The following is a 25,414-nucleotide window of genomic DNA, read 5'->3' on the forward strand; positions in this document are numbered from 1 at the left end:
CGGGTTTTTCACCATCATAGCAGATCCGGCATCATACCGTGGTTGTTCTTGAATGAAACGAACCGAGCCGCCAAGGATGGCGACAGCCGTTAGGCCTACTCTTTGACTGCCCCTAGCGTAATGCCTTTAACAAAATGCTTCTGAAGAAACGGATACACGATCACGATCGGGATGGTCGTCAGGATGATGTTGGCGGCGCGAATCGCCTGCGGCGTCACTTGAGGCTGCGTGTTCACGCCGGACGCGATGCCTGCCCGAATCGCCTCCTGGAACATGCTTGCCATCCGTTCGCCTTCCTTCAGAATCTGCATCAGAATATACTGCAGCGTGTTCAAGTCTTGGTTCGTGATGAAATAAAGCGTCGTCGTCCAGTCGTTCCAGTGGTACACCGCCGTCCATAACGCCATTACCGCGAGAATCGGCATCGAAAGCGGCACGTAGATGCGCAGCATGATGACGAACTCGTTCGCTCCGTCGATCCGGGCCGATTCGGCCAGACTATCGGGAATGGTGTACAGGAACGAACGGATGATCACCATGTTGTACAAGCTGAACGAAACCGGGAGAATGTAGACCAGGAAGTTATTGAGCAGATGCATCTTGGAATACAGCAGGTAGACGGGAATCAGTCCGCCGCCGAAATACATCGGGATCATCAGGAAGATCAAGATGGCTCCCTTGCCCTGCAAGCCCTTCAACGTGAACGCGTAGGCGCTCGTATACTGAATGAGCAGGGCGAAGGCCGTGCCGATCACGACGCGAAGCACGGATATAAACGATGACTGAATGATGGCTGAGTTCGTAAGCAGCATCTCGAAGTTGGCGAACGACAGCTCCCTCGGAAAGAAGGTAAGTCCGCCGAACTGGGAATCCACGGGATCGTTGAGCGCGTAAGCCAGCACGTTCAGATACGGAAATACCATGGCGATTACGATCAGGGTCAGCAACGAAGCGTTGCCTACTTTGAAGATGCGGTACGTCAGCGATTCGTGATTCAATGGTGCATCCTCCTTACCAGATCGAAATTCCGGTCGTTTTTTTGGCGATGGTGTTGGCCGAGACGGTCAAGAGAAGCGCCACGAGTCCTTGCAGGAAGCCTACAGCCGCCGCCATCGAGTAGTTGCCCTGCTGGATGCCGGACGAATAAACGATCGTCGAGATGACGTCATAGCTGATGAACGCGTTCTGCATCCCGTATACGAGCTCGAAGTTGCTCGTGAACAGCGTGCCTAAGGTGAAGATCAGAAGCAGAATGGTCGTCATCTTGAGTCCGGGCAACGTGATGTAGAGATGCTGCTTCCACCTGTTGGCTCCGTCGATCTTGGCCGCTTCGTACAAGCTGGGATCGATGGAGGTAATGGCCGCCAAGTAGACGACCGTCCCCCAGCCTACTTCCTTCCAGACGCTAAGCAGAAGCAGGAACGGCAGGAACAGCTCCTGTTTGGAGAGGAACATGATCCTCTCTTCCCCGCTAGATAACTTGAGCAACAGATCGTTAAGCGGACCGTACAGATCGAAGAACGAGTAAGCAAGTCCGACGACGGCGATCCAGGACAGGAAGTGGGGCAAATAACTTAGCGTCTGGACGGAGCGCTTGAACAAGCCGTCCTTGACCTCGTTGATCATCAAGGCGAGAATGATCGGCGCCGGGAAGCCTACGAGAATCGTCAGCACGCTAAGCTCCAGCGTATTGATAATCGCCTGCCTCAGCATCGGCGTCTCGAAGATTTCCCGGACATGCTCCATCCCGACCCATGGGCTGTTCCATAATCCCAAGAAAATGTTGTAGTCCTTGAACGCCGCGATAATGCCCGGCATCGGCACGTAAGCGAAGATGAATGTCAACACGATCGACGGCAGCATGAGCATATAGCCGAACGAGTTTTTGCGCAGCGTCCGCATGAATTTGCTTCCGGCCGGTTTGGCGGCATGGTTGATGGCGATTTCTTCGTGCAAGGTTCCAGCTCCTTTCGTCGTAGGTGTTGCTCTCATTCTAGTTCATTGCCGATAGCGGTTATAGTAAATAAACGGAGCTCGTATAGCTGAATTCGGACATTGTGTTCAGTCTTAATGCCCCATCCTCCAATTTGGCAGCCGCCACTAAGCCAAGGCGAAACGGCTGCGCCCTCCTTAGTCGGTGGAACTCGTTTATTTCCGAGAAATATAGAGAACGTATGGCAAAATGATATACCTTCCTATATTTTCAAAAAAAGAACCTGCCGTTTTCGCGACAGGCCTCTCTCTTCTCTCTCTTCTCGCTATTCTACTCGTCTGCTGCCTGACCACCATTCACGAGGCTGTCGGTATGTGCAGCGTTACGGTCGTACCTATGCCCGGTTTGCTGTCGATCTCGATGCCGTACGGCTTGCCGTAATAAACCTCGATCCGTTTCCGCGTGTTGAGCATGCCATAGCCGCCGTACATGCTGCCTTCGTCGGTCTCGCCCCTCATGATCGTACTCAGCTTCTCCGGCTGGATTCCCTCTCCGTTGTCCGCAATATGAATCCATATTTCGTCCGGAGCCGCCTCCCCCGGCAACCCCCGTTCCACACGAATCGAGATGAGACCTCCGGTCTCGCGTCCGTTAATGCCGTGCAGCACGGCATTCTCCACGACCGGCTGCAGCAGATGCTTGAGCATGGGCGTATCGCCGAGCCCTTCTTCGACATGAATCCGGAAAGCGAAATCGTTGCCGTATGCGAATTTCTGCAGCTCCAAATATTCGTGCATCATCTCCAGCTCCTGATTGATCGTTATGATGCTGCTGCCCTTGTTAAGCGCGATCCGGTAATAACGAACCATGGAGTCGATGACGCCGCGTATGCGCTCGTCGCCGCTGAGCCACTTCATGGTCGATAGCGTGTTGTAGAGAAAATGCGGATTGATGCGCTCTTGCAGAAGCTGGGTCTCCAGCACAGTGCGCTCCGTCTCGTAAGCGTTAATGCGCTTATAATAATCGCGAACGCGAACGATCAGCTCGTGAAGGACGTTGCCCATGCGGCTAAATTCGTCGTCGGTTGTGGAAAACTGCAGGTGATCGTTGTGGAGCAGGTTCTCGACGGTCGTATTCATCCGGCGCAACAGCACCTCCAGCTTGCGGGTCAGGTAGAACGATACAACCTCCACCATTAATAGAAGGATGACCATGACCCCGAGCAGCAAGGCGACTGCTCCGATCCAATAGGAATCCAGCTCCCGAACGACGAGAGACTTCGGGATGTGCATCGCGACCGTTCCGATCCCCGACTTGAGGTCGAGCCGGATATCGTACCGATCTTCCGAATCGGGGGCGGAGGCTGTCTCGTCTTGATCCGAGCCTGCTATCGGAAACCGGCCGCCGCCTATTGCGGATTCGAATTCGATCGACGAATTCGGCGGCAATTCGATATCGAAGTGCCTTCGAACGGTCGGGAAGGGAACGCGGATTTCCGTCACAGCGAGCGGTCCTCGGAAGGAGGCCAGCGTTTTGTAGAGGTAAATGTACGTTCGATCTTCCGGAGCGCCTTGCCCGTTTAACGTAGACAATCTCCAGAACACGCTGCCCGGGTCGGAAGCCAGAATATCCTCGCGGAGTTTGGCCCCCCCGTCCGCCTCGTTGCTTCCCAGGGAATCGAATCTTCGCAAATAATCGCCGTTCAGCGTATCTTCGCTGATCGAATAGATAATGACGCTGTCGTTTTTCATGTCCGCCTTGACGGCTGCGACGACGCTTTGCAAATAATCGTTAAACGACATGATGCCGACCAGATTCTGATCGGTCTTCGTCTCGAGATAATTATGGATATAGAAGTTGCTGTTCATGAAAAGCAGCATGTCGATGTTCGACGTAAGCAAATTGTCGACCCCGGCCACGCTTCCCGCGAGCAGGGCTTCGTTTTTTGCCAGAATGTCGTCGACCTTCTCGTTCCATACGTTGAAGAACAGAACGGAACCTAATACGAGCATGGGAATTAACGAGAAGATGAAAATAATCGACGCGATTTTGTGCCGGTACTTGAGCTTGCCGAATAGAAACATGGCGCTAGACCCCTCCAGGGAGCATGCCCCGCTCTCAGCGCAGCATGGATTTATTTTTGTATTCCGCCGGGGTCATGCCGACGTTTTTCTTGAAGGCCAGGCAAAAATAGGAGGTGTTGACGTACCCTACCGCTTCCGCTACGACGGCCACCTTGCTGTCTTGCTCCTTCAAGAGCCCCTTGGCTATGCCGATCCGGTAGTCGATCAAATAATCGAAGATCGTCTGGCCCGTCTCCTTCTTGAATATATGGTTGGCGTGCCGTCCGCTTAAGTAAACGGATTTGGAAATATCCTCGATCGTAAGCGGATCGCCGTAGCGCTCGCCGATAATGTCCCTTATTTGATCGATGACCTTCTGATTTTTGGTCGGATTGCGTTCGGCGAGCGCCTCGCGAAGCATCGCAAAGATGCGCCGCAGCCACGCGCGCGCTTCCTTCGCGGGAGCGGATGAGTTAAAGCTGCTCCAATCCGCCGATTCCTCACCTATCAGCTCCTTCAGCGATTTGTTCGCCTCCTCGAGCAGCACGTTCACCACATTAAGCGTCAAATAGGAGAAAACCTTGACGTAGCTTTCGTGCGGGACTCCGCCTCCCGGCGCCGTCATGTATTTGTCCAGAAACTCGTCGACGACCTCTTCTCCGCCGTAAGACAGCAGCGCCTTGACGTCTCCGTACAACGATTCCAGCCCCGGCATCGCGTCGAACGGAGTGCGTTCCGCCCGGTCCTCGATCTCCGAATAGACGATGATCGGGTTGCTGCCCTCGTAGAAGGTCGACAGCGCCGCCTGTCGGGCCTGCCTGTACAGCTCCGCCATGGCGGAGAGCGAAGAAGACGCCTCGCTGATGCCGATCGTCACGGAGCGGTCGATCCGGTCCGTAATCATCAAGTGCAGATCGACCGCCGTCTGCAGGAATTGCTCCGACTCGCCGAACAGCAGAACGGCGAAGGAATCTCCCGCCATCTGAACCGGATAAGCGGACACGAGTCCCTGCCCTTCTCTGCCGTAATCGAGACGAGGCGAGCCAACCGAATCACCGGTTGCCGCGTCAAGATCGGCTCCCCGCTCCAGCGCGTTAACCGCCTTCTTGATCGTATACGATTGGTAGTACGTATCCACGACGCTTCGGGAAGACTCGCCGGCCGTCGGCTCCGCCTTCTCCCTGACGTCCAGGGCAAGCACCGCAAAGCTCGAATTGTCCGGCACGGACACGCGCAGAAATTCGATTCGCTCGCGAATGTCTCCTTCGTCGCGGAAGTTGCCGAGCAGCAGCTCCTTGAAGAACTGCTCCTGCACGAGCGGCAGCATCCCTTCGAGCTGACGCAGCATGCCGGAGCGCTCCCTCTCCCTGCGCTCCCGTTCCGTCATCTCGCCGAGCACGCCCCGAACCGCCGTCTCCAGCTCGCCGGAGATAATGGGCTTGAGCACGTAGCCGTACACGCCGAGATTGACCGCCGATTTCGCGAATTCGAAGTCGCTGTGGCAGCTGGTAAAGATGATCTTTATATCGGGATATTGCTCCCTGACGCGCTCCGCGAGCGCGATTCCGTTCATCATCGGCATGGCGATATCGGTAACGATCAGATCGGGATGAAGCTCGCCGACGCCAGCGAGCGCTTCCACTCCGTTGGCGTACGTGCCGACGACCTCGATACCCATCGCCCCCCAATCCACCGCTTGCTTAATGCCCATACGTTCGTATTTGTTGTCGTCGACAATGATCAGCTTGAACATAAGCGCTCCCCCTCTGTCTAATAAGTTAAGCGTTTTCATTCTAATGGTAGATTGCCGCTCCCGCAAATTCCAGTCCAAATCAGGAGGAATGATGCCGGAATTTGGAGCACTATGATCCTTTTATTATAACTTGTTTTAATAGCGAAGCATGAAAAAAATTCCTCCCCATTGTCGAATGAGAAGGAATTTTGGTGTTGATTGGATTAGTTATGTTACTGCCCGTTCGCTGCGTTCATTAACGAAGCGTATGCCCAATGACTCATCGGCAAATCCGGGAACGCTTGGTCTCCCGTCCATTCCGCGGAGCGCTCCAGAATTCGGGCTATAATCGTAGCGGCCTCGGCTTTGGTTAACGTCTGATTCGGCTTGAAGCTGCCGTCCGGGTAACCGGATATAAGGCCGTTGCTATAAGCCATATTCAGCGCGGACTCGGCCCAATGTCCCTCGATGTCAGAGAATGGCGCTTCTCCCGCGGCATTCGGAAGACTCCGCAGCTTAAGGGCCATCGAGATGAATTCGGCCCGCGTAATCAATCGTTCTGGCTTGAAGCTGTTGTCCGGGTAACCATTCACATATTCAAGCTGCGTGCAGAAAGCGATCGCATCCGCATGCTTGTGCAGGGAGCCGACATCCCGGAATTGCTCCAACACGTCTGTGTCCAGCTTCGACTTTGGCTTTTCGTATAAGCTGTAGATCATGTCGGCCACGTCGCCTCTCGTGAGCTTGCTATCGGGCTCAAGGAGACCTTTGCTATTCGGAGCGAGATAAGAGCCGGTATACGTTACGTCTTCCCCTATTGCCGGCCAATGTTCTTCAGGCTCTGCAGGCTGCTGAGGTCCGCTGCCGTTGTCCGGCTGGCTAGGCTCGCCAGGAGATGCAGGTATCGCCGTTAGAGCGGCCACGGCGGAACGAAGATCATAAAGCGCGTTTCTGATGTCGATATTGCGCGGCGTCGATAAGGCCAGTACGTCTCCCGCAGCCGCAAGTCTGTCGGCATACGGCTCCCATGTATGACTTACGTAGCTTGACGCATTTCTGTTCAGCGCGAGTTCCGCATCGTACAACCGCTGCAGGTCGCCGGCATCCACCGAAGCTTCTCCTTCCAGTTGAACCAGATTTTCGGCTTCGCCGTCAACCCGGTCTTTGCCCGCATGGAACAATTCGGTCGTTACGTTATGGAACGAATTGTCCGCGGTAATGACGCCGTAATCGCCAAGCGTTACGCTAATCCCCTTGTTATAGTCGGTCAGCATATTGTTCTGCACGATCAGATTGGTGGCGTCTCCGCTATAGGCGTCCGCGATCAAGTCCGAGCTTTTGAGCCCCGACCAGAATACGATGCCGGACTCGGGCGGCGCCTCCGACAAGTTGTTGGGCACGGCGCTCGGAACGCCGGTAAGCGCATTGTTGCGGAGCTCGATATTATACGCGGCTACCGAATAATACAGCCCCTCGGAGCCGTATCTCTGGGTGTTGAGCAGAATGCCGCCCGTGCGGGTTTTCGGCGACACGCCGTCGAACTCGTTGTCGCGGATGGCGACGTGCGTGGCGGAGACAAGCGCCGGCGCTTGCTTTAACAACGCGGTCCAGACAAAAGCGCCTTCCGTGTCGATCGCGTCGTTATTGGCTACTACCGTGTCGACCGCATTGCCGAAGATATAGATGCCTTTACTCGTATTTTCCGCAAAGTTATCGTAGATCGTTACATTGTCGTTGGGCGATATGAGCGTAAACACGCTGTTGCCGTCCGGAATGACGTCCCAGCTGCCCTTGATCGTGATCACGTTGTCGTCGATGCTCTCCACTTCCCGCCATTGCCCGATGCCGCGGCCGTCCGTAATCTGAACGCCCAAGGTATTGTACATGACGGAATAGTCTTGATACGGGGCAAGCGGCGCCGTCGTCAACGTGTTCTCCGTCGCGTTAATGACGTAGCCGGAGTTGAAGTTGCCTCCGGGACTGTCTACCGCATAACTCTCGCCGTCATTATAATCGCTTCCCACGTCGTATACCTGATTGCCTTCCATGTGTACGTTGGCGCGGGCGAACAGGCCGTGCGAATCCTTCAGCAAGCCCGCTTCCCAGCCGCGGCCGTGTACGATGTTGCCGTTCATGAACGAATAGTTGGCAACGGTCTGCAAGTAACCTTCGTGGGCGTAGTCTAACTTGTTATTATAATAAGTCGTGTATTCGTTGAGATAAGCATGCGTAATGCCGGCGGACCAGCCGCTCAGCTCGGAGTCGCGGACGATAAACCGTTCTTTGCCGATAATGACGACGGCCAGCCCTCGCATGCCGGCGTAAGGATCCGGATTGGCCTGTCCGTAGCCGGTATCTAGCGTATAATCCAATTTGATGTTGTCGATAAACATTTCGCTGGCCGTGCGCAGCGCCATATTGCCGGCCGCTTCGCTCCATGGCTGCCCGAAGGCGAAGAACATATCCGGGCGCTTCGCGTCATCGGATAGCCCGACCGTAAAGCCGGATACGCCGTACCGACCTTCCACCGCGCCGTCGCCTTCGGATTCGAACATGTTGACGCCCGCTCCCGTATAGACGAGATGCGTCGAATCCCTGTCTTCGCCCAGCAGCACGACGTCCGCGTACATCGGAACCCGGCTAACCTCGTACGTGCCCGCGGGGAAATAGACGACCCCGCCGCCGGAATCCTTCGCCGCCTCGATCGCGTCCGTCACGGACGCGGTATCATCCGCTCCTTCTCCAGGAGCGGCTCCGAAGTCGGTTACGTCGTATCGATTGTCCCAATCGAACTGATTAGCCCAAGCGACGCCTATTCCCAGCGGATCCCGGCCCATCTCCACCACGTCCAACGTTTGTCCGCTGGCCAGAGGCGCCCAGCTCGCGCCGTCGTTATGGCTCACCTCTACGTTATACGTGCCGATCGGCGCCTTGACGGTAAATTGCAACGAATACGGAGAGTATTGCCCAATCTTCTGCTCGACCGTTCGGGTGTCGTTCGCGAGACGCAAGCGCGTCGCCGAGTCCATCCCGAACTGCTCGGCCATCAGGTTGCGTCCGGATAGATCGATCGTCTGTCCTTCCCATGCTTCATACTCGGAGATGAACAGCGGGCGCGCGGCGTTCAGCAGCGTTGGCGTGCTCCAACCGTGACCGTTGTTGATCCAGACGGCATATTGGCCTGCGGTCAGTTGCTCCGGAAACTCGGCTACGACGAAGTAGCCGTCTCGCTGATCGTATTGCTTGATCGCCGCTTGCGTTCCATCCGCGGGAGGCAATGCCGGCATGGAGCCGCTGCCGTTGTGAGCCTTCATGACGACCTGTATCTCGTCCGTATCGCCGGCTTTCAAACCGTAGCCGTTGATGGAGATCAACTCGCCGGGCTTCACCGCGTCCGATAGCTTGTAGATGACCGGCGGAAGCTCCCAGGCCTTGCCGCCGATCGACAAAGCGACATCGCGAGCGGAATTCGCCAATTGATCCACGTCGTCAGCCGCGAACGTTGCCGTAACGGTGAAGCTGCCCAAGTAATCGGGAGTGAAGCTCAGCGTAGCCACTCCGTCTTCGTCTGTAACGGCCGTGCCTAACGCGGCGGGAATATAATCGCCGACCGTTCTGCCGGACAAGTTAAAGGCGATTGTTTGGCCGCTTGCCGGAACGCCTTCGGCCGTTAACGTTACGTTAAGCTCGACGGCGGATCCAGATCTGGCCACGTCGTAAGCCTCGGAATCAAATTGCAAGGCAGTGGCTTGGTAAGCCGGCACGTCGACGGAAACGACGCTATCGCCGGGCAGCGAGTAGCGCCCGCCGTCCTTGACGCGCAATCGGTAATAGTACGTGCCGCCGGATCCCAGATCGGCATCTACATAGGTGCCTTCCGCGGCGTCCGTCGTGCCTGCCTGAACGAAAGGCCCCTCCGCCTGCGCGGAACGTTCGATGACCGCGATGGAGCCCGCATCCCCGCCGCTCCAGCTCAGCTTGGCGGAACGAGGCGACTGGTATTCGCCGGTCAGCCCCGCCAGATCGTAATCCGCCGGCTCGTCGAAGAAAAACGCCTGCGGACCGAAGGTCATGTCGCTGTCCGCTTTGACCATTTTCAACGTAAAGCTGCCTTTGACGAAATAGGTCAAATACGCGCCGCCGTTAAAGGTATCCGGCGTAATCGCATGGTTAGGAAGCATAACATTACCGTCGTTGTCCAGGAAGGAGAGCCCCACCGGATTCTGCGGAACGGCATTGCTGTAGATCGAGAACTGATGCCAATCCTGATCGTCCAGCACGAAGCTGAACTGTCCCGGAGAACCGCCCGCTCCATAAGTATCGTGTTTGGCAGGCGACCCGGCAGCGGCAGGCAGGCTTAAGCTAGCCTCCTCGTTCGTCGAGCTCCTGGCCCACAAGTCTCCATTGACATTGTAGGTAAATTCGTTCAGATAGTCCGGCTTCGACACGTAATCATGGATCGTCGGATTCATGAACAGCCAGGTATCCCAGATCGGATTATCGCCCGGAACCGCACCCGGATAGTTGTACCCCAGCAGAATGTGCCCATCCTGGCCGTATTGGCCGATCCAATCTCCTTTGGTCGACTTGTCGACGCTGATCTGCAACGCCTCGTCCCCCTGGACGGGACCGACGGGTTCGACGGGATCGAAGAACATCCCGGACGGCCCTTCGCTCCAAGCCCCCATCACCTCGAAGACGAAGCTGCCCTTCACCTTGAATGTAATATACGCGCCTTGATCCCCCAGACTATTGGCCCCAACAGGCAAACCAGGCGCATCGGCCAGCGGAGGGGTAAGCGTTTTCATGCCGCGGAACGTATTCACGAGAATATTGCCTTCCAGATCCTTAATCGTGTAATACTTATAATTCATGTCTCCCGCAAAATAAACCGAAAACAAATGCTCCTCGTTATCCTCGAGCGTGAAGGCGAACTGACGGATGTCCCCGTCGCTTCCAGGCGTCCCTCTCGAGATAAACGCATTCGTCTTGACAAGTCCGCTGCCGGACGGCGGATCCAGCACGGCCCCGTTGCCGCTGACATCATCCGCCCGGACCCATGCGCGAGCGCCTGTTGTAACGGTATAGATGTTGCCCCCCAGCTCCTGCTTCACGTATGCCGGATTGACCGTCACATCACTGCCGTACAAAGCGATTTCCTTGCTCGTCTCCCCCTGGTTCTCGATCGGATCGGCATCTCTGCCGTCATAACCGAACAGCACGTATCCGTCGCGACCGTATACGCCGTTCCACGCGCCTCGGGTCGCAAGATCGTATGCGCTTACAACGGCGCTTGAGCTCGCTGCGGCCTCTGCCTTCTTCGCCGCAGGCAGCGGCGCGAAGGTCATCAAGAGGGTCATCGCCGCGATCATGCCCGCGGTCCATCGTTTAAGCCTTGTCTGCTTCATGTTGTTCCTCCCTTTTCATCCATGGATTGGGTGATTCACGCCTAAAGTATAGCCCTCGCGTGTTAGCGGAAATAGTGAATATTCGGAGAAGCTATGGAGATATCCGGATAATCTTGCTTCTGCGCAGCGCAAAAAACCGCTTCCCGTCATGCAGGAAGCAGCCTGTTTGCCATGATGCCCTATTTCGTTAGATGCCCCGGCTCATTGCCGTTTCTCCGGTTCTATCATGGGAGATTATGCATCATGCTCCCCCGTCCCCACCTAGAGGAGCGTACTATCCAATAGATGAATATAATAGTATACTCTTGGCGGCGGGAATAAAGATTTCAGACTAGAGGTGATGAGATGGAAGCCAAACTATCCGCGTGGGGGGAGGGGGAAAAGCTCTCCCGAGGTAAGAGGAACGGCGGCTCCACCTTGCGCGGAATCCATCGCCGCCGCGTATTTCGTCGTCCGGCGGATCGACGCGCTCACGCGCGCCACCAATTCCAGCAGCGAGAACGGCTTCGCGATATAATCATCCGCTCCGAACCGAAGCCCAAGCGCTTTGTCCACTCCGACCACTATAGCGGCCAAGCTGCTAATTCGCACAATTGCGAAAACAAGACTGGAGCTCCAAGCTCCATACGCCAAAACGCAGGACCGGGACAACCCAGTCCTGCGTTTTGGGAATCCGTCAATGTAGACGGAACATTTATTGGATGGGACTTATTTTAACGACTGACTAAAGCTTTACCCGACGTACCTCGAGCTCTGCTCTCCTCCGCGGCCTCCAGAAATCGAATAATTCCCACCGTTTCCGCAATGTGCACGCCGGGTTTGCCCGACTGCAGAAACTGTATCGCCTGCTCCAGTGACCAAAACAAGAAAAAGAGGCTTCGCAAAAGTTCGGTGATCGAATGCGAAGCCTCTTCTCTTTAACTCCTCAATGTTCCTCAATCCAAGAATTCGAACATAACCATGAATCGGTGCAGCATGACTGTTGCTTGTGCGCGTGTTGCCGGTGCGGCCGGCGCTAATCTGTCTGTACTCATCCCCTGAATGAGTTCACTGGCGACAGCTTCCGATATTGCATCTCGAGCCCAAAGGGACACTTCCGAAGCATCGGTAAACGATGTGAGTCTACTCTGAATCCGTTCGATAGAATTGGATTCATCATTCACTAGCACCTGAGCGTTCATGAGCATTACTGCGATTTGCTCCCGCGTAATCAGGGCATCCGGAGCAAAATGTGTTGAACTGATCCCATTCACCAGTCCCGCCCTGAAGGCTGCTTCTACTTCAGCGGAATACCAAGAACTGATTGCTACATCCTTGAAAACATCGCCTGCACCAGTATGATTAGTCTTGATCCCCAGTGCACGCACCAGTATTGAAGCAAATTCAGCACGAGTAATGTTGCGATTCGGTGCATAGTCATTGATCGTTATCCCTCTGACAATTCGTTTGGATCCCAGTTTCTCAACCTCTGACTCCGCCCAATGTCCTTGCATGTCAGCGAATTCGATCCGATCCGTTTCCACTATCGCATAGATGCTATTATGCGGCATCTGTATGACTGCATCTTGTTGACCATTGCTTTGGCGATCCATAACCGCTGGTACATACGTAAATGTTCGAGCATCTGGGTCGTATAGGACGGCCATGTAATTTCGATTGGCGAATTGTTTGTCCAGCACGATCGACTTGGTCATATACGTGCCGCCAAAATCGGTTATCTCAACCCATTCATCGTCGCCCGATACAAACAATTGAAATTCAATCACTTGGCTGAGCACTGTCATCCCTTGCTCGTCCGCAGCTAATAAGAAATCTTCTTTAGTGTCGCCTGTTAAGGCTGAAATTTTAATAACCACATTCAATTCCTCTACAGCAATCCCTAATCGTGTAGCCAGTTGTTCTAAATCCAGTACGTTTACTTTCAATTGAAAACTGGATCCGTTCAGTTGCATGTCAAACTCTACATTCGGATTAATAGCCCTCAGTTTTTCCAACTGTTTACCTAGAAGACGCAATTCTACATCGGGCAGAGTGTCATCAATGACGACTTGTATCACAGGACGATCATCATCCAGTAGCTTGGGAAGTTCCTCCCACACATCATCAGGGAGATTCACAACCTTTTTATTCCTACCGTTGTCCTTTGGCAACTCCTTGATATCTCGTGGAGCCACCTTTATTATGATGACACCAGGACCAATCGATATGATTGTACGAGGTTCGCAATCTTCAGAGCAGAGCGGCGGTGTAGAGTCAACTGAAGACGTACTGCGGTCAATGTTGTTGATTGTGATCGTCTCAACCGCTTCATTGCCGGCCTCGTCTCGCGCATAAACGGTATATATTCCGTTAGACGTTGCATCGAATGAGTTACCTGTGAGCAACTGTCCGGATGTTTCGAAGTACGCAGCAACCTGGTTGCCTGCCGCCCATTTTACGTTGTCAATGGCGCTTCCAGTACCATCCGTATCGACTTTTATGGTAACATTTCCCATAGTCGGCATTGTCGGATTAGCTGTCAAATCAATAGATGGACTAGTTTGGTCAACACTTAATTCCAATGTATATTCTTCTGTAGAGTTGTCTGGCGCTTCCACAACCACCGTAATTGTCGCCAATTCTTCATCAAGTTCAATGGGTAGGGAGCCTTCTCCGTACGGCACCAGCACCTCATTAACCTTCACTATCGAGAAGGGGACAACAGGAGTTGGTGTCACAATAACGGCATTCGCATTTGTCATCACGTTAAAGGTACGCTCCTCCGGATCAAATGAAAATCCGTCAATGTTAAGCTCCAGGTCCAGAAGCTTTGGCGTAATGGTCTGAAAGCCGTAATTGTTGTCAGAAGCAAACGTCTGCGAGTTTGAAGAGGCATAACTATATAACGTTAGATTGGTCGAATTTCGATAAAATATATCGTTAGCCGCAAATTCCACACTTGTGTTCAGTATTAGCACATCCAAAAGTGCAGGATTATAACTAAATGCTCTTGGTTCAATCGTCTGTACACTAGCTGGAATCGTTAACGAGACCAGTTTATTGTCCTTGAAGGCAGTTGTTTCGATTGTTGTAAGACTGCCAGGTAGTGTCAAATTAGTCAGGTTATTATATTCGAATGCGCTTGGCCCGACTGTCGTCACACCCTCTGGAATCGTTAACGAGACCAGTTCATTGTTCTTGAAAGCACTTGGTTCGATTGTTATAAGACTGTTAGGTAGTGTCAAATTAGTCAGGTTATTATATTGGAATGCGTTTGTCCCGACTGTCGTCACACCCTCTGGAATCGTTAACGAGGACAGTTCATTTTCCTTGAAGGCACTTGATTCGATTGCTGTAAGACTACCAGGGAGTGTCAAATTAGTGAGGTTATTATATTCGAATGCGCTTGGCCCGACTGTCGTCACACCCTCTGGAATCGTTAACGAGGACAGTTCATTTTCCTTGAAGGCACTTGATTCGATTGTTGTAAGACTACCAGGGAGTGTCAAATTAGTCAGGTTATTATATTCGAATGCGCTTGGCCCGACTGTCGTCACACCCTCTGGAATCGTTAACGAGGACAGTTCATTGTTCATGAAGGCACTTGATTCGATTGTTGTAAGACTGTTAGGTAGTGTCAAATTAGTCAACATATTATATCGAAACGCCGCCTGCCCGACTGTCGTCACACCGTCTGGAAGTGTAAGCGAGGACAGTTCATTGTTATAGAAGGCATTTGTTTCGATTGTTGCAAGACTTCCAGGGAGTGTCAAATCAGTCAGATTATTCGATTCGAATGCGCTTTGCCCGACTGCTGTCACACCGTCCGGGATCGTTAGCGAGGACAGTTCATTTTGATAGAAGGCAAAGCTTCCGATTGTCGCGAGACTGTTAGGGAGAGTCAAATCAGTCAGGTTGTTCCTTTCGAATGCGCCATTCCCGACAGTCGTCACGCCTTCTGGAATCATTATTGATATCAGTTGTTTTTCGCTAAAAGCATACTCACCGATTTCGACCACGGTTAATCCGCCACCCACACTATTAGGGATGACAACATCTACTCCGTTATCCCCCGTGTAGCCTGTGATTATTGCGGTGACTCCGCTTAAGGCTTCGTATTCAAAATCACCTTCCACAGCAGCATACGTGCTAGTCACCGGGAATGACATAAAGCTCCCAAAAAACAGAAAAATCGACAGAGTAGCAAGTCCTATTTTCCGCGTAAAACCTCTCATTATCATGAATTTCCACCTATCTCCTCTGAAATTGTATAAAAGTATGGAACAATTAGTTTTCATCCTAGCATACTGCTATGATAAAATTATGATAGAATTTATTTAATTTTTCCAAATTCCTTAACTTCGGAGGAGCAACTTCCCTATATATGAATGATTTAAGGACACTACCCTCAATCACAATTCTTGTTTCGGCCATTCTAATCTGCATCATGTTGATGTATGCGATCGTGTACCGCCGGGAACATGGTGTGCGCTTTTTCGTATGGGTGTTAGGCTGCCGAGTCGTTTATGCAGGAAGTGTGATTCTCGAGATCAGTCGCACAGACTTGCAATCCAAACTTTTTTTTCGAAATATAGAACAAACAGCACTCTTATTTATGGTCCCATTAATGGTACTTTTTGTCCTGGACCTGGTCGGTAAGGACAGGTGGTTGCGGCTGCGATGGAGCGCCTCTCTCATTGCCCTATTCGCTTGCTGGGTCGTTGTGATCTGGGCAGAACCTTACTGGCATATCATTAATAGAACGCAAGACTTGGTTAATGGGCACCTGGTCATCATTAAGACCCCGTATGCATTAGCTTTCAACTTATTGTGTTATACCATTATTGCGGGCTGCATATTCGTTCTGATCCGTTACATCCGAAATTCACGTCCTGAATTCCGTATAGCAGGCATGTGGCTTCTGTTGTTCGGCAGTATTCCCATGTCGGTAGAATTGTTGAAGCTTTTCATGCCCACTCTCTCTCCATGGCTCTTGCCTCTCTCCGTGTATTCCGGAATTTGCGGCATGATCATGTTCTGGATTATTGTGCGGAAGAAGCTTTTCTCAAGTGTCCCCATGGCGAGGAACATCGTTGTAGACACGATGCATGAAGGAATGCTCATTATGAATAAGACAGGCAAAATTATTGATAGCAACAAATTAGCTCGCTTACTGTTAGAGGATAACAACAACAGTCCTATCCTGGGCCGTAGTTACGAGGAAGTACTCACAGCTTGGCCCAAATGGCAGTCTGCATGCGCTCTCATGGAAGATTGCCGAATCGAGATCAGTACTCAGATCGGACATGAGAAGAGAGCATACATCGTGAATGTCTATCCATTCTTCACCCAGCGACAACGCAAGCTAGGAACCATCTCGGTCATTATCGATATTACGGAGAAGCAACAAGCGTTAGAACAGATTGCCCACCTAAACCAGATGAAGGATCAGCTCTTCACAGCCATATCGCATGACATTCGTAACCCGTTAGCTGCTCAAGTCAACTTGATAGAGCTGCTGGAGCAAGAGAAAGGACCATCCGACCAAGCTGGCAGCGAGATTATTCATGTATTAGGCGGACAAATTCGCAACACCTATACAATTGTCGAGAATCTTATGGAATGGTTTCGCGGTCAGAGGGAAGGCATCGTGCTGCATCCTGAATCCTTTCCCGTATCCGCTATTGTTGACGAAGCATGTCGGTTACTCTTGCTGAACTGTGAGGTGAAGCAACTGACGTTGCTTGTCCATATTGATGAAGACATCCGCGTTTACGTCGATCGTGAAGCGCTTATTCTGGTGATTCGCAATCTTCTGTCCAATGCGATTAAGTATTCTAATCCAGGTGGCATAATCCGAATAAGTGCTAGAACTACCGAGAGTAGAGTAGAAATCTCTGTTACCGATCATGGCGTGGGAATGAGTGAAGAACAGATCCAATATGTGTTCGATGATACACGGTTTGATTCCACTGCAGGCACCGCTGGAGAGAAAGGGACAGGTCTTGGCTTACTTGTAAGCCGGCAATTTCTAGACATAAGCGGCGGATCTCTCAAGGTACACAGTAATCTAGGCAGCGGGAGCACTTTCACTATTGGGCTTGAGGACGGTGATTTACGATGAGGGTCATTGTGATTGATGATGAAAAAGCCATGCATATCGTGATGAACCGTTTATTATCCGCGATCAGTGGAGTAGTTGTGGTTGGTTGCTATCAGAATGCCGCACAGGCGCTGGAGCACGTAAATCGGGAGGACATAGATCTAGTATTCATAGATATCATGATCGGGCAAGATCACGGATTGGAGGTCGCTCGTCAGCTTCGTTCTACCCACAGCAAGGTAGATATTGTATTCGTAACCTCGCACAAGGAGTTTGCAATAGATTCATTCGACAGCTACCCCCTGGATTATATGATTAAGCCCGTTTCGAAACCACGTCTAGAACAGACGATCATGCGGGCTGCAGCAAGAATCAGCGAGAAGTCCACAACTGAGGACAACTCTCCCGGAAAGCTGATAGTGCGAGCCTTTGGAGGATTCGAAGTAAGAAGCGAGCAAGGTGGACATGCCAAATGGATCTCGAAGAAGAGTATGGAGTTGTTCGCTTATCTTCTGATCCAAAGAGGCAGGCCCGTTTCCAAAAGCCGGATCATCGAACACATTTACACGGACACACCACAGGAGAATGCTGCAACTTATGTGAATACGAATGTCTATCAGCTGCGTAAAACGCTGCATACACTCGGGCATAGGAACATCATTGTCCATTCTCAAGACCAATACTGGCTGCTCCTCGATCATGTCGAGATCGATTTCGTGCAATTCGAAGATCAAGTTTCTCAATTCACTACAATAGAACCTACTCATATTGACAATGTCTTGGCATGCGAACAACTGTATATCGCTGAATTATTCGAGGACCGATCCTTTGAATGGTCGATTACCGAGCAAATCCGTCTACACAAATTGTATGCCCACTTTGTCAAACAGTTAAGTGGGTTTCTGATCGCACATCGAAGAGCTGAGCAAGCAATCCCCCTGATCAAGAAGCTACTTGTAAACGATGAATGGGACGAGGAAGCTCATTTGTTATTGCTGCAGATTTATAAAGAATCGAAGGATCATCAATCATTCGAACAACATTATGTGTACATATCAAATCTGTATCAGCAAGAATTATCCATCCCCCTTCCTATTGAATTCTCAAAGATAATGCATACTTAATCGGAATAGGTGCCGCATTTTTCGCCCATTGCTGGGACTCGCTGAAAAACCATAGGTTCTTCAGTGCCCTGTTCGAACTTAAACTGCACCCCTCTAATAGGATGAAACGCCCAGCTCTGTTTTCTGCACAAACGTTCTCCACTTCTTCATACGTCCAAGACAGATGATTAGCCCTATTAGCGCAATAATAGTCCAGCTAATAATGGTAAAGCCCCAGCCATAAGCTTCGCTTAACGCTGCAATTCCATAGATAGATATTGAGCTTCCGATATAAGCAAAAGCGTTTAAAATACCTGAAATCGTTGCTGCGCGACCATACTTGGCATAATGAAGCGGCAATTGACTAATTAACATCAAGTTAATGCCGTGCGTACAACCGGTCAATAAGGCCATAAGCAGAATAGAAACCATTGCATGTGACGCAAAAAAGAAAATAAGCGCCAAACCCGTAATTCCCCCAGCCCCCCATAACAAGGCAGAAACCAAAAGTTCATTTTTTAAGGATTTGTAAACCTGGGAAGCTACTGCTACACAGCAAATGGTGAATATGGGCAATATGACGGTACTTAAAATGGAAAGTGATGTGTCTAACTGAAAAACATCATGAATATAGGTTGGCATCCATGTTGTAATACCATCTCGCAAAGCACCTTGAAGAACAATGACCAGCATGATCGGCAGCAGGCCCGAGGTCCAAATAAGCGCGCCGACGCCTCGCTCTGACTCAGGAATTCTACTACTTGAACCCGGCTTCGTGGCATACTCGGTCGGTTCATGCCTACCAAAAGCTTTGATACTAAAGATCCATAATACTGCGACGATCAGTGCAAACATTGCAGGTATCATAAAAGCGATTCACCAACCCGAAATCCAAATGCTAAAGGGAACTAATAGATAGACCACGATTGTTCCTGCCGATGACGCCGTAACGATCCACACACTTGTCTTGCGGTATAGCTCGGGCGATAAGTATTGCGACATGCCGCGTACAAGCGGCGGCCATAACATCGCTTGAAAGAATCCATTTAAGCACCAAATAAAGGTCATCAGATAGATGTCGCTCATAAAAGCAATTGTAAAGTTGCAAAGAGCTGTTGCCACCAATCCTGCGAAAATCATCGTTCTCGGCTCAAACCGGTCACTCAAATACCCGCAAATAGGCTGACCAGCGCCGTAGGTAATAAAACTGCCGATAACCGCCATGCCTGCCAATTGATTGCTAATGTGCAGCGATTGCGCGATTTCTAATAGAGCTGCCCCGAAATTAATGCGAGTCAAATAGCTGGTGAAATAGACCAAGCAACATAAAATACTAAAAAATAAAGCGCTTCGCTGCTTTGTTTTTGAAGCTATCGATTCCGAAATCATCACACAAGTGGCTTACCTTCCCAATCCTTATTGGAGGTTACGCCTAGAAGCTTAACAATTGTCGGGGCTATGTCGATAATAGTAGCTTCCGGAAGAGGTGCCCCCGATGCAAATGCCTTCCCTTTAACAAACAATGGAATCGTCATATCCTCGGGCATCATTGTACCGTGAGTACGGTCGTGGCCCCCATGATCTGCAGTCACAATGACATTATAATCCTCCGGAATAGCATGTATGACCCTCTCGATGCATGCCCAGGATGAATAAACAGCTTCAATATATTCCTTGGACATCCAGCCATACTTATGTCCAACCACATCCACTTCTCCTAAATACAAGAAGGTAAAATCAGGAGCATATTCGTTTATACATGCGATCGACATGTCGGTTAACATTCCATTCGTAACGTCATAACCATAGTCAGAGCCTGATAAGAAGCAATTATGCGCGGTTGAACCCGGACGTGCAACATCACGAAGCTCCTCCCAATTATAAAACAACGCTGATGTTTTGTTGCCCGCTTTTAATTGTTCGCAGAGACCGGCGATTGGCCGCACCTGCGGAGTATAGATATTATCCATTATGCCATGCCGTTCAGGTGGGACGCTATGGAACAGCGACATATGGCAGGGGAGTGTTACACTTGGCATAACCGTCTGGGCAGTGAGCGTGTAGCTTGCTTGCTCCTTTAATTGTTCGATATAGGGATGACCTGAAAGGGATAAGCTGTCCGGACGCATACCATCAACCAAAATAAGCAGAACTTTATGGTTCATTTTATATCACTCCATGGATTTTATGATGTTTAGCGAGCTGTTCTTATACAACGATAAAATGTGATCCGGCAGCTTTGAATCCGTTATGATCTGGAAGGAAGATGATAAATCGCAAACTTTAATGGTGGCAGGCGTTTCGAACTTCGAGCTATCAGCCAAAATGAATACTTCATCCGAATGCTCGATAAATCCCCGCTGGATATCAAATAATTCGTGAAAGAACAAACCGATTCCATAACGAAGCGAAATTGCTGAAGGAAAAATAAAAGCCTTTGAAAAATGAAGCCGCTTTATCGTCTCCATTGCCATATGACCATAAAAAGCTTTCTCCTCCCGCAGGTACTGGCCGCCGATCAGGATCAAGTCAAATCCTTCTACATCGCATAAAGCGGCGAAAACTTCGGGGGAATTCGTAGCGATCTTGAGTCTGTGGAAATGCTCCTTGAGCAGCGGCGCGAACTCCATTGCAGTGCTGCCTGAATCGATTACGATCATGTCGTCCTCGCGAATAAACTGCAATGCTTTACGCGCCAGCTGTTGTTTCAGCTCCCGATTTTCGGAAATACGCTCTTCAAGGCTGGCAGCCATTTTCATTTTCTGATTCGAAACAGCCCCCCCATGCACTCTCTTCAACGCTTGTTTTTTTTCTAGATATTCGAGATCCCTACGCACCGTTTCAATCGATACCCCAAACAATGACATGAGCTCCGATACTGTAACGGAAGACTGTTCCTTGATCATTTCCACAATTTTTATACGTCTCTCATTTGCAAACATATGCAACCAACTCCTCACAAATACACATTTACTGTACACCCGCACTCATTTTGTGTCAAGCATTTTAAAGCATACGACGGATTGTAATATGAAGTACGACATCTAACGTCTTCTTCGCTGATCCCTATTCTTCTTGGCAACGCGGTTCCAATGAGAACGCTAATGGGCTCTTGAGGGAGTTCTTCCCTAAAGGGCACGATCTCGCTATGCCTGAATTATTCATTTTCAAACCAAAAAAAGCTTCCCACAAGTTTGGTGAACTCATGAGAAGCCTTTTGTGAATCTATCTGTGGTCGTCAAGCTGTGTATTAGCGTCATTGCCGGAAAACGCTTGTTATTGTTCTGTATAAATCAACATCGGCCGTTTCGCCGCGTCCGCGTTTTCCCGTGAAGCGTAGGTCGAATCGCTCGCCGAGCCTTGACTCTCAAGCGAGAATATGAATAATGTAATGGCGTTCTCGTTGTTGGCGATTGCTGCGTTGATGAGATCCGTCACATCAAACTCCACCACGGTGGAGGCTTGCTGCAAGGTCCATGTCGCAATCGCATCTCCGCTTGCTGCCGGCTTATTATTCCAATTGATCCCCGTTTCGCTCCACGAATTGTCGCTTACGAGTTTCGCCCCGTTCAGGACGCCGTCCATCCCGGAGCGCGTCGTTGTAAGCCGGATCTTGGCGTCGGACACCTCGGTCGCCAGCGATGACAGATCGAATTTGATATAGCTTTCGCGAGTATACGCTTCGGATTCATTCTTCGTTACCAAGGTTACCGCCGATCCATAGTTCGTTGTGGCATAAGTACCTCCCCTTACAAGGGCATCCTCCGATGCCGTCAGCATGGTCGGTCCTTTCACATAGACTATAATCGGACGGTAAGCCTCAACCTCGTATTCTTTGCTGCCATAATAGATAAAGCCTTGCGAACCTGGATTGGTAGGGGATGAAACGCGAATGGATATGGAGCCGCTGGTATGCAAAGCTGCATTTACTTCATCCGTCACATCGATCTGTACTGGCGATCGATCCGTTGCAACCACGAAGCTTGACAGCAGCTCTCCCGCAATCGGCTGGTTATTCCATGTTACCGTCGATTCGGTCCATGTATGGTCGTTTATAAGATGCGCCTCATTCACGATACCTTCCATGCCCGCGGATACTGGTACAAGCTGAATATAAGCATGTAACACATCGCTGGGAATGGAAGACAGATCGAACTTCACATAGGCATTGCGTGAGTAACCCGCGCCTCCTGTTTTCGTATAAAGAATTTGCTCCGAGCCGTAGTTCGTGTTCGCATAAGAGCCATCCTGCACAAAGGCGTCATCTGATGACTCGATCACCAACAAATTAGGCGTAACCACACTCCATTCATTCGAAGGCCCGCTTTCGCCCTCGCTGTTCACAGCTCGTACTGCGAAGTAATAGGAAGCCCCTCCTGCAAGGCCCGTGACCGTAAAGCTGTTCGACGCGCTTACGGCTTGAACTGGGATCGAATGCGTGTAGACGCCAGGAGATGTGCCGTACACAATATTGTAGCCGCTCTCGCCTCCCGCAGAGCTCCAATGCAAATCGGCTGACAGGTTGTGAACGTCTACCCCATTTAGCACAGGCGCTTCAGGAGCGGAAGACGTGCTGAGCATAAACTTCGTCTCATGAGACTTGCCCTGCGATCCGCTTGCGTTAACCGTCAATTTAATACTTGGCGACAATTGCGTGACCGTCACGTTCGGATCAAGAGTAATAACGCCTGCGGCGCTTCTGTTGATCTCCACATGAATCGGCGAAGTGTTCGTATGTGTCGGATCAGACACCGCTATATCCAACTCATTCGCACTTTCCAGTGTTGTGATCGACGCTTTTTTATCACTGGTCAAGAAGCTTGCCCCGTCAACGGAAATCGTCTTCGTGCCATCGTTCCAGAAGTTCGCGCCCACCGCATTTAAAGCGGTATCCTTCACGGCTTGTGCTTCTGTGCTATTTTCTAGAATTACAATATCCGGATTAGCCGCATAAGCAGCAGTGGCAGCGGCGTCCTTGTTCGGCAGCAGCACATAAGAATACGAACCGTTTGCCGGCTGAGCGCCATGCTCGAACGCCAGGCTTAAGAAGTTGTTCGTAACCGTACTGCCTTGTTCGTTCATCCTCGTATTAATATCGTACCAATCTCCAGTTCTTGACTCGCGTAATCCGGTGATCGTCGCCGTACCAGGGAAATAATAGCCGATGTCGGAGCCCGGCACGCTGCCTGATAAGTTTGCCCACTCAATGCCGTTCATGGTCTCCGACCAGCCCAGCGCCGTAGACTTGACGTTCCCATCCACGATAAGCGTGTTATCGCCCGCGGCATTCAATTTTCGATTCTCCACGATCGTCTCTACGGGGTTCGTATTCGTATTCTTAATTCCCGTTCCAAGCGCCGCGATCTTGTCGCCGAACATGAACCAGGATTTCTTACCTTGAAGGGGACTTCCGGTTACCTCGGTTAACGAGAACTGCATGCCGGCAGAGCCGTACATTCCATTGACACTGGAGCCCCCCACCCAATTAGAAGTATTCATGAATTTATTACCGTTCTTGGGCGTGACGCCCTTCCCGGAACCGTCCGTCGTTGTACCAGGCAGACGGAATGAATCGATTGTCGGCCAGAAATTGTCGCTATGCTGAGCGAGATCATCATTATACAGATAGGTCATTCCAGCCCCTGTATACCAGCCCTTCAAGTTCTCTTGATTGATGGATTCAAAGGAGGAAATACGGTCGGAAAATAAACTGAGTCCAAAGGCATAGCCGGGTTGAACATGCACGAATCGATCCATGGACGCGAATGCGTAATTCCCGTAAGTCTCGGCCATCGGCTGAATCGAATCGTCATTCATTAGAGCGCGAAGCCTCGATTGATTAAAGAGAGACATGTTGACGAAATAATTAGCATAGGTAGTATCTTGCATCACCCATGCTTTCACCATGCTCTTCAATTCAAGCTCCTTGGCGGCGGAGAATCCTTCCGCAAGCTTAAGGATAGAGAGGACAATCGATCTGCCCGACTTATGGTCGTTCGTATTTTGCCGCGACATCGAACGTCCTGCCACGTTGTCCATTATCGCGCCTTTGTATATGAGCGGCTGAAAGCTTTCGGTTACCCAACGATAGACATTATTAACACTAGGATCCGTCACTTCCCAAGTCGTGTCTCGCAAAATAAATAGTAAATTCGCAAAACCGCTCAATAACACGGAACCATAACTTCCGGTGTAAGCGATGCGATTATGCTGAATAAAGGAGCCGTCCTCATAGAAGCCATCTCCGCTCGTTACATATGGGAAAATCCTGCTAAGCGCATCCCGTCCCTGCGCGATGCGAGACGGAAGCTTGCCTACAATACCGTGAACGATTGCAGCCTGAGCCTTGTCCGACAAATTGGCACCGTCGGCATGACTCATATCGGTGGATGGATTCGGCACGAATTTATTCAATACTGTGCCATAATTCGTAATTTGAGTCGGCGATAATTGATCGTACAGCAGCACCATAATGTCGACAATCTTCTTGGGAGACCCAATCTCGAAATCCCACCAATTATCGTATTGCGTCGTGCTGGTATTGAATTTATTCGTGTACATCCAATCTAAAGCGTTTACAATATCCGAAGCAAGCGAAGCATTCTCATAAAGAGCTGAACCGCTAGTGGCGTATGCCGCCGACATCGCATATAGGCGATTGTAATTTGTGGTCAAGGTAGCTGATACGGTCCAGCTGGCTGCATCGCTCCACAGATAAGTGCGCTCGGATGACGTGTTCATCGATGACCAATACGTATTGGCATTTGCCGTAATCGTTGCTAGCTGCGCTGCGACATCGGCATCCTGCGGGTCATAATCGCTACCGCCAGTAAGCATGTCGAACCATTTCATCCTCATCAAATCGAATTCATCGTATACGTCGGCATGCGCCGCCTTCGTCACCAGCAAGGATGGAACCAACATAGAAATTATTAACATCATGCATAACCATTTACGTGCTTTCCATTTGTTCATCATTAGATCCCTCCGCCAGATCGCTTTGTCACTGCTTGAATCAAATTCCCGTCTATCTCAACAGGTTGTGCTCCAGCGCCTGTTAAGCGCTTCCATCACCGCCAATTCAATATATTTG

At 50.8% G+C, this 25,414-nt stretch carries 12 protein-coding genes and 3 pseudogenes; 4 read left to right on the plus strand and 11 right to left on the minus strand.

Annotation, left to right across the window (positions count from 1 at the left end):
* Window positions 1-95: 95 nt before the first annotated feature.
* The 7 genes from ACX1C1_RS01200 to ACX1C1_RS01230 form a co-directional block, all read right to left on the minus strand.
* Window positions 96-998, minus strand: coding sequence for a carbohydrate ABC transporter permease (locus tag ACX1C1_RS01200; protein WP_458955380.1), 903 nt, complete (start codon window positions 996-998; stop codon window positions 96-98).
* Window positions 999-1,011: 13 nt separating this feature from the next.
* Window positions 1,012-1,956 (minus strand): ABC transporter permease, encoded by a 945-nt coding sequence (locus tag ACX1C1_RS01205; protein WP_458955381.1) that lies wholly within the window; start codon window positions 1,954-1,956, stop codon window positions 1,012-1,014.
* Between the two features lie 333 nt (window positions 1,957-2,289).
* Window positions 2,290-4,017 (minus strand): sensor histidine kinase, encoded by a 1,728-nt coding sequence (locus tag ACX1C1_RS01210; protein ID WP_458955382.1) that lies wholly within the window; start codon window positions 4,015-4,017, stop codon window positions 2,290-2,292.
* Window positions 4,018-4,051: 34 nt separating this feature from the next.
* Window positions 4,052-5,749: a response regulator gene (locus ACX1C1_RS01215; RefSeq protein ID WP_458955383.1), complete on the minus strand. Its 1,698-nt coding sequence runs from the start codon at window positions 5,747-5,749 to the stop codon at window positions 4,052-4,054.
* A 212-nt stretch (window positions 5,750-5,961) separates the two neighbouring features.
* The gene (locus tag ACX1C1_RS01220; RefSeq protein ID WP_458955384.1) at window positions 5,962-11,136 is read right to left on the minus strand and encodes an S-layer homology domain-containing protein; all 5,175 of its coding nucleotides are present in this window, start codon (window positions 11,134-11,136) and stop codon (window positions 5,962-5,964) included.
* Between the two features lie 357 nt (window positions 11,137-11,493).
* Complete coding sequence (locus ACX1C1_RS01225; protein WP_458955385.1) at window positions 11,494-11,712, minus strand: hypothetical protein; 219 nt, start codon at window positions 11,710-11,712, stop codon at window positions 11,494-11,496.
* A gap of 359 nt (window positions 11,713-12,071) precedes the next feature.
* Complete coding sequence (locus tag ACX1C1_RS01230) at window positions 12,072-15,356, minus strand: leucine-rich repeat protein (RefSeq protein ID WP_458955386.1); 3,285 nt, start codon at window positions 15,354-15,356, stop codon at window positions 12,072-12,074.
* A 143-nt stretch (window positions 15,357-15,499) separates the two neighbouring features.
* Between ACX1C1_RS01230 and ACX1C1_RS01235 the strand changes: the two are divergent.
* From ACX1C1_RS01235 to ACX1C1_RS01245, 3 genes and pseudogenes are all read left to right on the plus strand, one after another.
* A pseudogene (locus tag ACX1C1_RS01235) lies at window positions 15,500-16,180 on the plus strand (histidine kinase N-terminal 7TM domain-containing protein); the annotation flags it as partial.
* 60 nt (window positions 16,181-16,240) lie between these two features.
* The gene (locus ACX1C1_RS01240; RefSeq protein WP_458957563.1) at window positions 16,241-17,239 is read left to right on the plus strand and encodes a sensor histidine kinase; all 999 of its coding nucleotides are present in this window, start codon (window positions 16,241-16,243) and stop codon (window positions 17,237-17,239) included.
* A gap of 8 nt (window positions 17,240-17,247) precedes the next feature.
* Complete coding sequence (locus tag ACX1C1_RS01245) at window positions 17,248-18,342, plus strand: response regulator (RefSeq protein WP_458955387.1); 1,095 nt, start codon at window positions 17,248-17,250, stop codon at window positions 18,340-18,342.
* 93 nt (window positions 18,343-18,435) lie between these two features.
* Here ACX1C1_RS01245 and ACX1C1_RS01250 read toward each other — a convergent pair.
* The 3 genes and pseudogenes from ACX1C1_RS01250 to ACX1C1_RS01260 form a co-directional block, all read right to left on the minus strand.
* Window positions 18,436-19,710, minus strand: a pseudogene (locus ACX1C1_RS01250) (MFS transporter).
* Window positions 19,710-20,486 (minus strand): alkaline phosphatase family protein, encoded by a 777-nt coding sequence (locus tag ACX1C1_RS01255; protein WP_458955388.1) that lies wholly within the window; start codon window positions 20,484-20,486, stop codon window positions 19,710-19,712. Before ACX1C1_RS01255 ends, ACX1C1_RS01250 begins: the two are co-directional and overlap by 1 nt.
* Before the next feature lie 6 nt (window positions 20,487-20,492).
* A complete protein-coding gene (locus tag ACX1C1_RS01260; protein WP_458955389.1) occupies window positions 20,493-21,263 on the minus strand; it encodes a DeoR/GlpR family DNA-binding transcription regulator in 771 nt (256 codons plus the stop codon).
* A 107-nt stretch (window positions 21,264-21,370) separates the two neighbouring features.
* On the opposite strand from ACX1C1_RS01260, the pseudogene ACX1C1_RS01265 reads away from it, so the two are divergent.
* A pseudogene (locus ACX1C1_RS01265) lies at window positions 21,371-21,469 on the plus strand (IS30 family transposase); the annotation flags it as partial.
* A gap of 128 nt (window positions 21,470-21,597) precedes the next feature.
* Here the strand turns inward: ACX1C1_RS01265 and ACX1C1_RS01270 are convergent.
* Window positions 21,598-25,299 carry a polysaccharide lyase family 8 super-sandwich domain-containing protein gene (locus tag ACX1C1_RS01270; protein ID WP_458955390.1) on the minus strand — a complete coding sequence of 1,234 codons (3,702 nt, stop codon included), beginning with the start codon at window positions 25,297-25,299 and terminating at the stop codon, window positions 21,598-21,600.
* Window positions 25,300-25,414: the final 115 nt, after the last annotated feature.

Source organism: Paenibacillus sp. strain BS8-2 (assembly GCF_054483835.1).

Excerpts from the sequence above, each read along its gene's own strand:
- ACX1C1_RS01215 (WP_458955383.1), bottom strand. The coding sequence starts at position 5,749 with ATGTTCAAGCTGATCATTGTCGACGACAACAAATACGAACGTATGGGC.
- ACX1C1_RS01255 (WP_458955388.1), bottom strand. The coding sequence starts at position 20,486 with ATGAACCATAAAGTTCTGCTTATTTTGGTTGATGGTATGCGTCCGGAC.
- ACX1C1_RS01220 (WP_458955384.1), bottom strand. The coding sequence starts at position 11,136 with ATGAAGCAGACAAGGCTTAAACGATGGACCGCGGGCATGATCGCGGCG.
- ACX1C1_RS01210 (WP_458955382.1), bottom strand. The coding sequence starts at position 4,017 with ATGTTTCTATTCGGCAAGCTCAAGTACCGGCACAAAATCGCGTCGATT.
- ACX1C1_RS01230 (WP_458955386.1), bottom strand. The coding sequence starts at position 15,356 with ATGATAATGAGAGGTTTTACGCGGAAAATAGGACTTGCTACTCTGTCG.
- ACX1C1_RS01260 (WP_458955389.1), bottom strand. The coding sequence starts at position 21,263 with ATGTTTGCAAATGAGAGACGTATAAAAATTGTGGAAATGATCAAGGAA.
- ACX1C1_RS01240 (WP_458957563.1), top strand. The coding sequence starts at position 16,241 with ATGAATAAGACAGGCAAAATTATTGATAGCAACAAATTAGCTCGCTTA.
- ACX1C1_RS01270 (WP_458955390.1), bottom strand. The coding sequence starts at position 25,299 with ATGATGAACAAATGGAAAGCACGTAAATGGTTATGCATGATGTTAATA.